Annotated in this window: 12 protein-coding genes; 10 read left to right on the forward strand and 2 right to left on the reverse strand. The window is 60.6% G+C overall.

Features of this window, described 5'->3' with window-relative positions:
* Nucleotides 1–24: 24 nt before the first annotated feature.
* Nucleotides 25–1,521 (reverse strand): aminotransferase class III-fold pyridoxal phosphate-dependent enzyme, encoded by a 1,497-nt coding sequence (locus L0U79_RS07675; RefSeq protein ID WP_233841273.1) that lies wholly within the window; start codon nt 1,519–1,521, stop codon nt 25–27.
* Nucleotides 1,522–1,797: 276 nt separating this feature from the next.
* Between L0U79_RS07675 and L0U79_RS07680 the strand changes: the two genes are divergently transcribed.
* From L0U79_RS07680 to L0U79_RS07695, 4 genes are read left to right on the forward strand one after another with little or no spacing between them, the layout of a single operon-like run.
* Nucleotides 1,798–2,712 carry an ABC transporter ATP-binding protein gene (locus L0U79_RS07680; protein ID WP_233841274.1) on the forward strand — a complete coding sequence of 305 codons (915 nt, stop codon included), beginning with the start codon at nt 1,798–1,800 and terminating at the stop codon, nt 2,710–2,712.
* A complete protein-coding gene (locus L0U79_RS07685) occupies nt 2,712–3,506 on the forward strand; it encodes an ABC transporter permease (RefSeq protein ID WP_233841275.1) in 795 nt (264 codons plus the stop codon). The genes L0U79_RS07680 and L0U79_RS07685 overlap by 1 nt, the downstream gene beginning before the upstream one ends.
* 36 nt (nt 3,507–3,542) lie before the next feature.
* Complete coding sequence (locus L0U79_RS07690) at nt 3,543–4,727, forward strand: sensor histidine kinase (protein WP_233841276.1); 1,185 nt, start codon at nt 3,543–3,545, stop codon at nt 4,725–4,727.
* Complete coding sequence (locus tag L0U79_RS07695) at nt 4,724–5,326, forward strand: response regulator transcription factor (RefSeq protein WP_233841277.1); 603 nt, start codon at nt 4,724–4,726, stop codon at nt 5,324–5,326. The genes L0U79_RS07690 and L0U79_RS07695 overlap by 4 nt, the downstream gene beginning before the upstream one ends.
* A 42-nt stretch (nt 5,327–5,368) precedes the next feature.
* Here L0U79_RS07695 and L0U79_RS07700 read toward each other — a convergent pair whose 3' ends face one another.
* Complete coding sequence (locus L0U79_RS07700) at nt 5,369–6,760, reverse strand: M20/M25/M40 family metallo-hydrolase (RefSeq protein ID WP_233841278.1); 1,392 nt, start codon at nt 6,758–6,760, stop codon at nt 5,369–5,371.
* 88 nt (nt 6,761–6,848) lie between these two features.
* Between L0U79_RS07700 and queA the strand changes: the two genes are divergently transcribed.
* The 6 genes from queA (at nt 6,849) to motA (ending at nt 13,585) form a co-directional block, all read left to right on the forward strand.
* On the forward strand, nt 6,849–7,880 hold the full coding sequence (gene queA / locus L0U79_RS07705; RefSeq protein WP_233841279.1) for a tRNA preQ1(34) S-adenosylmethionine ribosyltransferase-isomerase QueA: 1,032 nt from the start codon (nt 6,849–6,851) through the stop codon (nt 7,878–7,880).
* Nucleotides 7,881–7,931: 51 nt separating this feature from the next.
* Nucleotides 7,932–9,056, forward strand: a complete 1,125-nt coding sequence (gene tgt, locus L0U79_RS07710; protein WP_233841280.1) for a tRNA guanosine(34) transglycosylase Tgt — start codon at nt 7,932–7,934, stop codon at nt 9,054–9,056.
* A gap of 161 nt (nt 9,057–9,217) precedes the next feature.
* A complete protein-coding gene (yajC, locus tag L0U79_RS07715; RefSeq protein ID WP_233841281.1) occupies nt 9,218–9,547 on the forward strand; it encodes a preprotein translocase subunit YajC in 330 nt (109 codons plus the stop codon).
* Nucleotides 9,548–9,621: 74 nt separating this feature from the next.
* Nucleotides 9,622–11,514, forward strand: coding sequence for a protein translocase subunit SecD (gene secD, locus L0U79_RS07720; protein WP_233841282.1), 1,893 nt, complete (start codon nt 9,622–9,624; stop codon nt 11,512–11,514).
* Between the two features lie 12 nt (nt 11,515–11,526).
* Nucleotides 11,527–12,492: a protein translocase subunit SecF gene (gene secF / locus L0U79_RS07725; RefSeq protein ID WP_233841283.1), complete on the forward strand. Its 966-nt coding sequence runs from the start codon at nt 11,527–11,529 to the stop codon at nt 12,490–12,492.
* Nucleotides 12,493–12,715: 223 nt separating this feature from the next.
* Complete coding sequence (gene motA / locus L0U79_RS07730) at nt 12,716–13,585, forward strand: flagellar motor stator protein MotA (protein ID WP_233841284.1); 870 nt, start codon at nt 12,716–12,718, stop codon at nt 13,583–13,585.
* Nucleotides 13,586–13,600: the final 15 nt, after the last annotated feature.

Consider the following 13,600-nt stretch of genomic DNA (forward strand, 5'->3'; position numbering starts at 1 on the left):
CGTTCCGAAGGTCCGGTTTTTCGATCAGGCTGCCTGGGCTTCGCGCTTGCGCGGGCCTTCCAGCAAGGCGTGGCGAACATGAGCGATCACTAAATCCACTTCCGCGCCGGTGATGTTGAAATGCGGGGTGAAGCGCAGCGAATTGGCGCCGCCGTGGATCACGCCGATGCCGCGCTCGCGCATGTACTCCTCGGTGGAACCCTCGCCGTAGCATTTGAACTGCGGCGCCAGCTCGCACGAGAACAACAAACCTGTGCCTTGAACCTTGGTGATCAGGCCGCCCAATTCGTCCTTCAACGCATTGAGCTTGTCGACGAATTCCTTGCCCCGAGCACGAATGTTGGCGCGCACGTCGTCGGTCAGTTGATCCATCGTCGCCAGCGCAACATCCAGCGCACGCGGATTGGCGGTCATGGTGTTGCCGTAGATGCCCTTGCGGTACAAGTTGGCGACGCGATCGCCCACGGCCAGCACCGACATCGGATATTGACCGGCGTTGAGCGCCTTGGAGAAGGTTTCCATATCCGGCGGCGCCAGCTTTTCAAAGCCGGGATAATCGACGATCGACAACACGCCATGCGCGCGCAAGCCCGCCTGGATCGAGTCGATCAACAACAGCGAACCGTGCGATTCGGTCAACTCGCGCGCGGCTTGATAGAACGCCGGCGTCACCGAACGTCCCGGATCGCCTTCGCCCATCACGGGTTCGAGGAACATCGCCTCAATAAACCAGCCGTGCTTGTCCGCGTCGGCGAATGCAGCTTCCAATTGCGCCAGATCGTAAGGCGCCACGGTGATCACCGAATCTTCGTGGCGATAGCTCGCCAGGTGCTGCACATATGTGCGGCGCGACGAATCCGAATACAGCGCCGGTTTATCGGTGCGGCCGTGGAACGCGCCTTTCACCGCGATGCGTTTGATGGTGCGACCGGCGTAACGTCCGCCCGCGTCGGTCATCATCTTGGCATTCACGTCCGCGATGCGGCATGCAAGGCCGACCGCTTCCGAGCCGGAATTCAAGCAGAGATAACGCGTGTACGGATTGGTGCCGCGATGACGACCGAGTTCGCGATTCATCGCCTGCGTGAAACGCATCTGCGACACGCTCGGCGTCATCACGTTGGCCATCACTTGCGGACGCGCCAGCGCTTCGTCGATGGCGGCATTGTTGTGGCCGAAACCCAACATGCCGTAGCCGCCATTGTCGTGCACCACGGCGCCTTTCATCGTGATCACCCAGGGGCCGCGCGCGGCAGCCGGCAGATACGGATTGATCGCATCGTCCGGATAGAAATTGACGAAATCTTTTTGCGCCTGCGCCAGTTGCTCGGCTTCATCCAATTTCAGGAAATCGCCCAGCTCGGCGCGCAACGCGCGATGGCGCGCAACCGCTTCGGAAATCGCTTGCGCGAGTTGCGGATCCAGCGCGGCCATGCGCTCGATGGTGGCATCGTCCAGGCCTGTGGTCCGCGGCTTGCCGCCAAATTCGCGCAATTCGCGCAGCTGATCGGTGACACCCATGACTACTCTCCTCGAATCTGCCAGCGCCTCGCGCCCAACGCGAAGCAGGCCGGCAGGAAGTTTTGCGTGCGTGGAAGGGCTAGGCGCCCAAGGGGCGCGATGCGCCCGCTCGCACTGCGCCGCGTATGGGAAAACGCCGGCGCACGCCTATCAGGATACCCTGGGGGCAGGGGTGCCCGGTACCCCCTGGATGACGTCTGTCATGCCCGATCGCTGACGTGGGCTACTGCTGAAATCGGCTTGCCAAGCCTACGCTGCAGTGCAAGGAGGCCCACCATGCACACCCAATCTGATGTCGTAGCCCGTCTCAGCGGCGTTGTGAAACGTTATGGAAATGTCACCGCACTCGATGGTGTCGATCTTGTGTTGCAGCGCGGCGAACTGCTCGCGGTGCTGGGGCCCAACGGGGCCGGCAAAAGCACCAGCATCGGTTTGTTGCTCGGTCTGATTCGTCCCGATGGCGGCCGTGCGGAATTGTTCGGCATGGACCCGCAGGAGATCGATGCGCGCCGCCGCATCGGCGTGATGCTGCAAACGGCGATGTTGCCGCCCACATTACGCGTGGGCGAGTTGCTGCGCGTCGTGTCCAGTTACTACCCCAATCCTCGTTCGATCGACGAAAGCGCCGCGCTAGCGGGCATCGCCGATCTTTTGAAGCGGCCTTACGGCAAGCTGTCGGGCGGCCAGCAGCGTCGCGTGCAATTTGCGTTGGCATTGTGCGGACGCCCCGAGCTCGTGTTTTTGGATGAACCCACCGTCGGCATGGATATCGATGCGCGGCGCAAATTGTGGGCCGCGATGCGCGCGCTCGTCGCCGAAGGATGTTCGGTGGTGCTGACCACGCACTATCTGGAAGAAGCCGAAGCGCTCGCGCAGCGCGTCGTCGTGATGGGGAAAGGTCGCGTGCTCACGGAAGGCAGCGTCGACGCATTGCGCGCACATGTGCCGCTCACGCGTATTCGCTGCGTCACCGACCTCGATGTCGATGCCATTGCGCGTTGGCCGCAAGTGGCATCGGCGGAGCGCGACGGTACTCGCGTGCGCATCAGCACGAGCGCTGCAGAGCATGTGCTTCGTCGCATGCTCGATGCGGATGCCGCGCTAAGCGAACTGGAAGTGCAGCGCGCAGGTCTTGCGGAAGCATTCACCGAACTCACGCGCGACGAAAACGAACAACAGGAGGCCGCGTAATGAACACCGTATCGATTTCCGTCAATGCCGCGGCGCCGACCGCCGGCATGAGTTTCGGCCGCGTCGTAGGCGCATATCTCGCGGAAGCGCGCGCCGAATGCATTCGCTACATGCGCGCACCGGGCTTTATGTTGCCGATCACGCTGTTTCCTTCGATGTTCTATCTGTTGTTCGGCATCGTGATGCGCGGCTCCGAAGGCGCGGATGCGGCGCGCTATCTGCTGGTGAGCTACGGCGTGTTTGGCGTGATGAGTCCGGGCCTGTTCGGCTTCGGCGTGTCGCTCGCGATCGAGCGCGACGGCGGTCTGCTGACTTACAAGCGCGCCTTGCCCATGCCGCCCGGCGCGTACTTGCTCGGTAAAATGCTGATGGCGATGGCGGCGGCGACGGTGGTGATCGTGCTGTTGCTTGTGATGGGTGTAACGCTGGGGCACGTCACGTTGTCGTTGGCTCAGGTCGGCATGATGTTGTTGATGGGCGCGCTGGGCGTGCTGCCGTTCTGCGCACTCGGCATGCTGGTCGGCACGCTGATCAAAGGGCAGGGCGCACCGGGCATGCTCAATTTGATTTATCTGCCGATGTCTTTTCTGTCAGGTTTATGGGTTCCCATTACGATGTTGCCGCACGTGTTGCAGCAAATGGCGCCGATTTACCCGAGTTATCACCTGGATCAGCTGGGCCTGATCGCCCTGGGGCTGGCCGAAGGCAGCATCTGGAAACACATCGGCATGCTGATCGCCTTCGCCATCGTGTTCTTCGTTATCGCCGCTCGCCGGCTGAGGCGCTACGGTTGAAGTACGATGCATGTCATCGACGTTTCGGGGCGGGCCATGATCACACTGATTCGAAGTTGGTTTAAGCCAGCCCCCGACTCGTTCGCTGCGAACGGCATTCGCAAAGGCAGGTCGCCGTGGGTCGATGGCGTGCATCTGCTGTGGTCGGTGTGGATTTTTATCACGCCGATGTTCGATCGCTACACGTGGACTTGGGCGCTGTTTACGCTGGCGACCTATCCCGTGTTCCTGTTTCTGTACGCCAAGTGCATCGTATCGTCTCGGCGCGCCGTCAAGTTCTATGCGCTGAGCATGAATGCGCTATCCATGGCGCTCTTGGCTTGGTATCCCAGTGGGCTGACTTATTTTGTATTCGGTTGCATCTTGCTGCGTGGCTGCATGCTCAGCTTCCGCATGTACCTGTTGGCGATTACAGCGCTCAATGCCGCGTGTCTGGCCGAGGCGTGGCTTCTTCACTATCCGTGGCAGGCGGTCTTTTCGATCCCGCTAGTGTCTTTCATCGTTGGATTGGTCACGGCTGCAGAGCGCATCAGCGACGACAAGGATGCGGAGCTCAAGCTTTCGCACGACGAAGTGCGCCGGCTGGCGGCGACAGCCGAGCGCGAACGCATCGGCCGCGATTTGCACGACCTGCTGGGGCACACGCTGTCGTTGATTACGTTGAAGCTTGAGCTGTCGCGCAAACTCTTCGATCGCGACAGCGCCGGCGCACGGCGCGAACTGGAGGAGGCCGAGCGCGTGGCGCGCCATGCGTTGGCGGAAGTGCGCGCCGCGGTCACCGGCATTCGTTCCACCGATCTGGCCGCAGAACTTGCGTCGTCGCGTCTCTTGTTGGAATCGTCCGGCGTGCATCTGGACTATGGCAATTTGCCTGACGCGTTACCGCAGGATATCGAGCGCACGCTCGCATTGGTTATCCGCGAAGCCATGACCAATATTCATCGTCACGCTGGCGCCACCGAAGCCAGCATTCGTTTTACCCGGACTGCAGAAAAACTGGACATGCAGATCAGCGACAACGGCAAAGGCGGTCTCGCCGCGCACGGCAACGGCGTCAGCGGCATGTGCGAGCGCATACGCTCGATTGCCGGAACGTTGCAGATCGACTCGCCGCCGCATCGCGGCACGCGCTTGCTGATTAGCGTGCCGCTGCAAGGACAAAAAGCCGGAGAAGGTTCGGCAGGAACGTCACAGAAAGGTTATATGGGGACCGCTGCATGATCCGTGTGTTACTGGCCGAAGATCAGGCATTGGTGCGTGGCGCGCTATCGGCCTTGCTCAATCTCGAATCCGATATCGAAGTGCTCGGTTCCGTTCCGGACGGCGAGGCAGCCTGGCGCGAAGTGCAGCGGCTCAAGCCGGATGTTTTGGTGACGGATATCGAAATGCCGGGCATCACCGGCCTCGAACTGGCGCAACGCATTCACCGGCATGAGTTGCCGGTGAAATGCGTGATCGTTACCACTTTCGCTCGTCCCGGTTTTTTGCGCCGTGCGTTGGACGCAGGCGTCTCGGGCTATTTGCTGAAAGACGCGCCGGCGGAGAATCTTGCCGAAGCCTTGCGCATCGTGCATCGCGGCGGACGCTCGATCGATCCGCAGTTGGCGCTTGAAGCGTGGTCCGAAGCCGATCCTCTAAACGACCGCGAACGCCAGGTGTTGCGTCTGGCCGGTGAAGGTCAATCCGCCAGCGACATCGCGACGCAACTCAATCTGTCGCACGGCACGGTGCGCAATTATCTTTCTGAGGCGATCGGCAAATTGGGTGCGGCCAATCGCATCGAGGCGTATCGATTGGCGCGGCAAAAAGGTTGGTTGTGATGACGGTGCGTGCGTCGCGATAGCGCGACGCACGTTTGTACATTACTGCGCTGTCTTTTTCGGTGTGAGCGGTTCGAAACTGCCTGCCACACCGGGAAACTCCACGGGGCTTTCGTAACCATCGTTCGATACGGCCGATACGCCGAAGAACCAATCGTCGATCACGACGTCTTTGAGCACGGTTTGATCGACATCGCCAACGATTCGACTGTATTGCCATTGCGGCGCCGTGGTGTCGCGCCAGTGCACGCGATAACTCGCCGCGCCAGCTACTTTCTGCCACTTGAGCGTAGTGTCGGTAGCGACCGCACCACGGATGCCGACCTGCGTGGGTGGTGCGGGAGCGCGCGCCATCGCCGCCATCGTGATGGTGTTCAACGCCGTCACGCGTGCGAGATAGCGAAAGTCGATGCCGTTGATCGTGTCGCCGTACGTGATGCCATGATCGGTACGCAGCGTTTGATGTTGATGTGTGTAATCCTCATGGCTTTCGGTCACGCGCACGGCGGGATATCCCTCTTCGAGAAACGGCACTTGATCGCCGCCACGGCCGTAGCGGTCGGTGCGGTAGATCATGCGCACGTGAAAATCGGGCAGGTATTGATCGGCGAGCGATGCCATGTACCGGGCGACATTGCGAGACGGCGAATCGACTTCGCCGCCGGCGTAATTGCGTATTTTTGCTTCGTCGGGCGTTTCCGTGCTGCGCGTGCCTTCGCTGAATACGCGCACGCTCGTGCTGTCGCTGGCGCCATTTTCGCCGCGGCTGTTGCCGATGATGTCGTTGTTGAGGTCTGCCTCGACGCGCCAGCCGTGGGCCTTGGCGTAGTCGGCAAGCACCTTGCCGCCGTAAAGACCTTGTTCTTCGCCGGAAAGCGCCGCGAATACCAGGGTGGCGCGATTGTCCTGCTTCGACAGCAAGCGCGCCGCTTCCATCAGCGCGGCCACGCCGGAAGCATCGTCGTTCGCGCCAGGCGCGTCGCTGGTCGCATCCATCACGTCGCTGACGCGCGAATCCAAATGACCGGTCACCAGGATCACCCGCTGCGGATCGCTGCTGCCGCGTTTGATGGCGACGATGTCCATCACTTCGGTCGGTTTGGGTATGCGCTTGCCGGTGACGGTCTCGGAAGGCGTAACGACCTCCAGGCAGCCGCCGCACTCATGCGAAAGCGCCTCAAAGCGCGAGTGGACCCAACGCCGCGCCGCACCGATGCCCCGCGTCTTGGACATGGTGTCGGAAAGGGTGTGGCGCGTTCCAAACTCAACCAGAGTAGTGATGGTGTTCCGCAGTTGTGTCTCGTCCGGAGCGGCCGCCAAAGCGTGAAGATCGGGCTGTTCATGCGGATAGGCCGGGTTGGACTGCGCGAAAGCAGCGCTGACCTGCATAGCGACAAAAGCGGCTAAAGCATAGGAAACGGCGAGGCGTGGCATGGGCATCCTTGATGAGCGTTTTTCGGCCGGTTTCTAAGATGAAAGACACTGCGCGATAATTGTGCTCCATGTCCGGCCGCGCACAATCTTGAAAAAGTCCGATTTCCACTTCGATTTGCCGCCGGCATTGATCGCCCAGGCGCCACTTCCCCAGCGTAGCGCCAGCCGCCTGTTGGTGCTCAATGTGCCGACGCGGACGTGGCGGGACCGGATGTTTCGCGAGCTTCCTTCGCTGCTGCGTAAAGGCGACTTGCTGGTCTTCAACGATACACGCGTGTTGCCGGCGCGCTTGTACGGTAACAAGCCGAGCGGCGGCGCGGTGGAGATTTTGATCGAGCGCGTCATGGGCGCGCACGAAGCGATCGTGCAATTGGGCGTCAGCAAGAAACCGCGCGAAGGCACGGTGATCGTATTGGCCGATGGCAGTCATGCCACGGTGCTGGGGCGCGATGAAAGTTTTTTCCATCTGCGCTTCGAATCGCCGGAGCCGCTGGAGCGGCTGCTGCAGAAGCTAGGCGAGATGCCCTTGCCGCCGTATATCTCGCGGCACGCCGACACGAGCGATATGGAACGCTATCAGACGGTGTATGCGCGCGAGCCTGGGGCGGTCGCCGCGCCGACGGCGGGTCTGCATTTCGACGACGACATGCTTACGCAACTACGCACGCTTGGCGTCGATTTCGGATACGTGACCTTGCATGTGGGCGCGGGCACGTTTCAACCGGTGCGCGCGGACGATCTGTCGCATCACAAGATGCACCGCGAATGGCTCAATGTCGGTGCGAGTCTGGTTGAGCAGATTCATCGCACGCGCCGCGATGGCGGTCGTGTTATTGCAGTGGGAACAACCGTGGTGCGTGCGCTGGAAAGCGCAACGGTGGAAGGCGAATTGCGTCCGTTCGCCGGCGAAACGCAGATCTTCATTTTTCCCGGTTATCGCATCACCAGCATCGATGGGTTGATCACCAACTTCCATCTGCCGCAATCGACTTTGTTGATGTTGGTCTCGGCGCTGGCGGGCAGGGAGTTCATCCTCAGCGCTTATCGGCATGCGGTGGAGGAGGAATATCGGTTCTTCTCCTACGGGGACGCCATGCTGATCTTGCCGCAGGGCATGTGACCCTTTTCCCCTCCTGCCGGGGCGATGGGGGAGAGATGTCATAATGCACGGATGACTTCCATGCATTTCGACCTTCTCGCCACCGACGGCGCCGCGCGCCGCGGCCGCCTCACTTTCGACCGCGGTACGGTGGAAACACCTGCGTTCATGCCTGTGGGCACCTACGGCTCGGTCAAGGCCATGACGCCGCGCGATTTGGTCGAGATCGACGCGCAGATCATTCTCGGCAACACCTTCCATCTATTTCTGCGCCCGGGGCTGGACATCATCGGCGAGTTTGGCGGCTTGCATCGTTTTATCGGATGGAAGGCGCCGATCCTCACCGATTCCGGCGGATTCCAGGTGTTTTCGCTGGCGCACAAACGCAAGATCACCGAGCAGGGCGTGACCTTCGCTTCGCCGGTAGACGGCTCCAAGGTGTTTCTGTCGCCGGAAGAGTCGATGCGAATCCAGACGGTGCTGGATTCGGATATCGCGATGATCTTCGACGAATGCACGCCGTATCCGGCCACGGAGAAAGTGGCGGCCGAGTCGATGGAACTGAGCCTGCGCTGGGCCGAACGTTCGCGTCGCGGGTTCGACGATTTGAAAAATCCGAACGCGTTGTTCGGCATCGTGCAAGGCAGCGTTTACGAGAGCTTGCGCAGGCGCTCGGCCGAGGGCTTGATCAACATTGGCTTCGACGGCTATGCCATTGGCGGCCTGGCCGTGGGCGAGCCCGAGGCGGAACGCAATCACACCCTGGATTTCACGGTGCCGCTGTTGCCGCAGGATCGGCCGCGCTATCTGATGGGCGTCGGCCGCCCGGAAGACATTGTCGAGGCCGTACGGCGCGGTATCGATATGTTCGACTGCGTGATGCCGACCCGCAATGCGCGCAACGGCTTCTTGTTTACCTCGCACGGTACGCTGCGCATCCGCAACGCCAAATACGCCACCGACACCCGGGTGATCGAGGAAGGCTGCGAGTGCTACGCCTGCCGCGAGGGCTTCAGCCGCGCCTATTTGCGACATCTGGACCGCTGCAACGAAATCCTGGGCGCTCAGCTGGCCACCATCCATAACCTGCATCACTACCAGCGCCTGATGGCCGGACTGCGCGAGGCCATCGCGGCCGGTTCGCTGGAGGATTTCGTGGCCGAGTTCTACGCCCGGCGGCAGGGGGCGGGGGAGTAGCGAACCCCGGCTTGCAAAGCTTGTCTCAAGGCCACATGCCAAGGCCTCGGGAAGGGGTTTGCGTACCGTGCACGGCACTGGGGCGCATGGCATAATCCAATGTCTTTATTTAGGCGCGCGGCGAAAACTCCAGTCGCAGCCACAACTTGCGGGATTAACAGATGACTTTTCCGACGACTTTCGTGCTGGCGCAGGCAGCGCCTGGCGCAGCCAATGGCGGCTTTTCCATGCTGATCATGATGATCGTGCTGTTTGGCGCGATGTATTTCATGATGATCCGCCCGCAAATGAAGCGGCAGAAAGAACATCGCCAAATGGTGTCGAGCCTCGCCAAGGGCGACGAAGTGGTCAGCAACGGCGGCATCGCCGGTCGCGTCGAGGATGTGGGCGAAACCTTCATCACGGTCGAGATCGCGCCGAACGTCAAGATCAAGCTGCAGAAGAGCGCCGTGCAGCAAGTGTTGCCGAAGGGCACGTTGAAGTCGGCCTGATCGGCACGCTTTTTTTCAATTCCTAATTCTCGCTACTTCCGCAGCCGCGCGCCGCGGATCATTGGATGCAAGGCATGAGTGATTTTCCACGCTGGAAATACTTTCTAGTTGCCATCGTACTGGTGCTAGGCGTCCTGTACGCCGTGCCGAATATGTACGTGCCGTTGCAAGCCGTGCAGGTTTCGGCGAGCCAAGGTCAGACGCTCGATCCCACCGTGCAGGAGAAGATCACCTCTGCGCTGCAGGCGGCCAAGATTCCGTACGTCAACGAAACGCTCAAGCACGATGCGAGTCGCGGCGACTACGTGGTCGTGGGTTTTTCCAACGGCGATTTGCAGAAGAGCGCGGCCGACGCGCTGAAGGCATCGTTGGGCGACAACTTCACGGTCGCGTTCAATCTTGAATCGACGGTGCCGAAGTGGCTGGCCACGATCAATGGTCGCGCGATGCCGCTGGGTTTGGACTTGCAAGGCGGCGTGCGCTTCCTGATGGCGGTCGACCAGGACGACATCATCGATCGGCAGGAAACCCGGTATACGACGGATATTGCCGCGCTGCTCAAGGATAAGAAGATCTCCTTCATCTCCGTGACGCGCAACGCAACGCGCGGGCAAGGCGTCAACGTGGTGCTCAATTCGGCGGCCACGCGTTCGACCGCCTCCGATGCGATCGCTGTCGAATACCCGGATCTGGCGATCACCGATGGCGCGAACACCGGCGATCGTTTCGTTCTCAATGCGGTGATCAAGCCGGACAAGTTGCGCGATCTGCAAACGAATGCGATTCGCCAGAACCTTCAAACACTGACCAACCGCATCAATGCGCTGGGCGTGTCCGAGCCGGTGATTCAGGCGCAGGGAACGGATCACATCTCCGTGGAACTTGCGGGCGTGCAAGATCCTGCCGAGGCGAAGAAGGTGATTGGCGCCACGGCAACGCTGCAATACGTCGCCGGTCTGGGCGACGGGCGCGATCCTGCCGTGCAAGATGCGGCGAAGACCGGCAACGTTCCGCCGGATGCGCATTTGTACTATGGCCCGCGTGGCGAACCGTATCTCGTCAGCAAAACCATCATCGCCAGCGGCGACGAGCTGGTCGATGCCACGTCCGGCAACGATCAGCAGACCGGCTCGCCCGCCGTGAACGTGACGCTCAATTCGGCCGGTGCGGCCAAGATGCTGGACTTCACGCGCGACAACGTCGGCAAGCCGATGGCCGTGGTGTACGTGGAAAACACCACCGACGCCAAGGTTGTGGACGGCAAGGAAGTGCGCACGCCCAAGACCACCTATCAAGTGATCAACTACGCGACGATCAACGGCGTTTTCAGCAACAAGTTCCAAACCACCGGCTTGGCCAGCAATAAGGCTGCGTCGGACCTGGCGCTGATGCTTAAGGGCGGTTCGCTTGCGGCGCGCATGGACATCATTTCCGAAGGCGTGATCGGCCCGAGCCTCGGTCAGGACAACATCGAGAAGGGTCTCAAGGCCGTGTTGCTGGGTCTGGGCCTGGTGCTGCTGGCCGCTGCGATCTATTACAAGCTGTTCGGTCTGGTGGCCGATATCGCGCTTTTCTTCAACCTGGTTGTGTTGGTGGCGGTGATGTCGTTGATCGGCGTCACGCTGACCATGCCGGGCATCGCCGGTATCGTGCTGACACTGGGTATGGCGATCGACGCCAACGTGCTGATCTGCGAACGCGTGCGTGAGGAACTGCGTAACGGCTCCACGCCGCTGGCTTCGATCCGCGCCGGCTACGAAAAAGCATGGGCGACTATTCTCGACGCCAACGTGACCCACCTTATCGCTGCGCTGGCGCTGACCACGATGGGTTCCGGCCCGATCCGCGGTTTCGGCGTGACGCTGCTGATCGGTATTCTCACCTCGATGTTTACCTCGGTGACGGTTACCCACGCGATCACCGCGCTTATTCACGGCGGCCGCAAGCTCAAGACGCTGTCGGTGTAATCGGAGACTCTCATGGAAATCTTTAGTCACAACAGCAACGTCCACTTCCTGGGTCTCCGCAAGATCAGCATCGGCATCGCCGTGTTGCTGATGGTCGCGTCCATCGCGCTGCTCGCAACCCGCGGTCTGAACTACGGCCTGGACTTCCAGGGCGGTATCGAAGCCGAGCTGACGTACGACAACCCCGTGTCCGTGGAAGACGTACGCACGGCGCTGACCAACGGCGGCATCGAAAACCCGGTCGTGCAGAGCGTGGGCGGTACGCGCCAGATTTTGGCCCGCTTCCAAGTTAAAGACGACAAGCACTACGTAGAGCAGGCAGGCAAGGCACCTAACCTCGACCTGATCGCCGCTGACGTGGCCAAGGCGATCCAGGCCACGCGCCCGGACGCTAAAGTTGCGGGCCGCAGCTATGTGAGCCCGCAGGTGGGCGATCAGTTGCGTAGCGACGGTACGACGGCGGCGATCTTCGTGATGATCGGCATCGGCGTATATCTGTGGATTCGCTTCGAACGCCGCTTCGCCATCGCCGCGCTGCTGACCGAATTGCACGACACCCTGGTTACGCTGGGCGTGATCTCGCTGGTGCAGCGCGAGTTCGATCTCACCGTGCTGGCGTCGGTGCTGGCGGTGATCGGTTACTCGATCAACGACAAAGTGGTGGTGTTCGACCGTATCCGCGAGTTGTTCCGTTCGTCGCGCAAAGCCGATTCGGAAGAAGTGCTCAACCGCTCGATCAACAGCACGTTGTCGCGAACGATCATCACGTCGTTGTTCACCAGTATCGCGATGGCGGCGTTGTATTTCTTCGGCGGTCCGTCGGTGCACGGTTTCGCGATCACCATGCTGATCGGTATTTTGATCGGTACGTTGTCGTCGATCTTCGTCGCCAGCCCGATTCTGCTGTGGCTGGGCGTATCGAAGAAGGACCTGATGCCGGTGACGCGCGAGAATCCGGAGTTGGCGCGTCGTCCTTAAGGACAACGTTCCGTCCCGCTTCGAACAAACGGCCCGCAGATGCGGGCCGTTTTGTTTGTTGCGTCACATAAAGTGTGAAGAGAGGTGACGCGGTTTGTCACTTTCGTGACAGGAAATTGCGTGTGATGCGCATTGAAAGTGTTGAGATTTTTTTACCTTAACTTCGACTCGCAGTGGCCGATAAGAAGGACGGGACATGGTGTCCTGACGTGGTGGAGTCCACATGCTTGTCCTGATCGGTTCCTTTGTCGTGGTTGCCTGCGTGCTGGGCGGATACCTGCTTTCGCACGGGCAGATCCTCGCGCTTTGGCAACCGTATGAGTTGATGATCATTCTTGGCGGATCCGTCGGATCGTTTCTCTCCGCCAATTCGTCGAAGATCGTCAAGGAAGCGCTGCGCAACGTCTTGTCCCTTTTCAAAGGGGCTACGTATGGCAAGCAGGACTACATCGATTTGTTGTCGCTGCTGTACGACATCTTCGGCGTGATCCGCAAACAAGGTTTGCTTGGGTTGGAATCGCATATCGACGATCCGCATTCGAGCTCGATCTTCACCGCGTACCCGCGCTTGGTGAAAGAGCATCACCTGATCGAATTCATCACCGACTGCTTGCGTTTGATGGTAGGCGGCGATATGAACCCGCACGAGTTGGAGCAACTGCTAGACGTGGAGTTGGAAACGCATCACCACGACGCCGAAGCGCCCGCGCAAGCCGTGACGAAGATGGCCGATGCGCTGCCGGGGTTCGGTATTGTCGCGGCCGTGCTTGGTATCGTTACCACCATGTCGCAACTGGGCGGCGATACCTCGCAGATCGGCGAACACATCGCGGGCGCGCTAGTCGGCACCTTCCTCGGCATCTTGCTTTGCTACGGGTTTATCGGCCCGCTTGGCGCCGCGATGGAAGCTCGCGTCAATGAAGATGGCCGAGCATTCGAATGCGTGAAGGTTGCGCTGCTTGCCTCGCTGCGCGGCTATAACCCGAAGATCTCCGTGGAATTTGCGCGCAAGACACTGTCGCCGCAGATGCGCCCGAACTTCCAGGATTTCGAAGAGCACCTCAAAGGTGCACGCGCCGGAGCGCCGGCGTGACCAAGAAAGACAGCG

The organism is Dyella sp. 2HG41-7, assembly GCF_021390675.1.
Taxonomy (GTDB): Bacteria; Pseudomonadota; Gammaproteobacteria; order Xanthomonadales; family Rhodanobacteraceae; genus Dyella_B.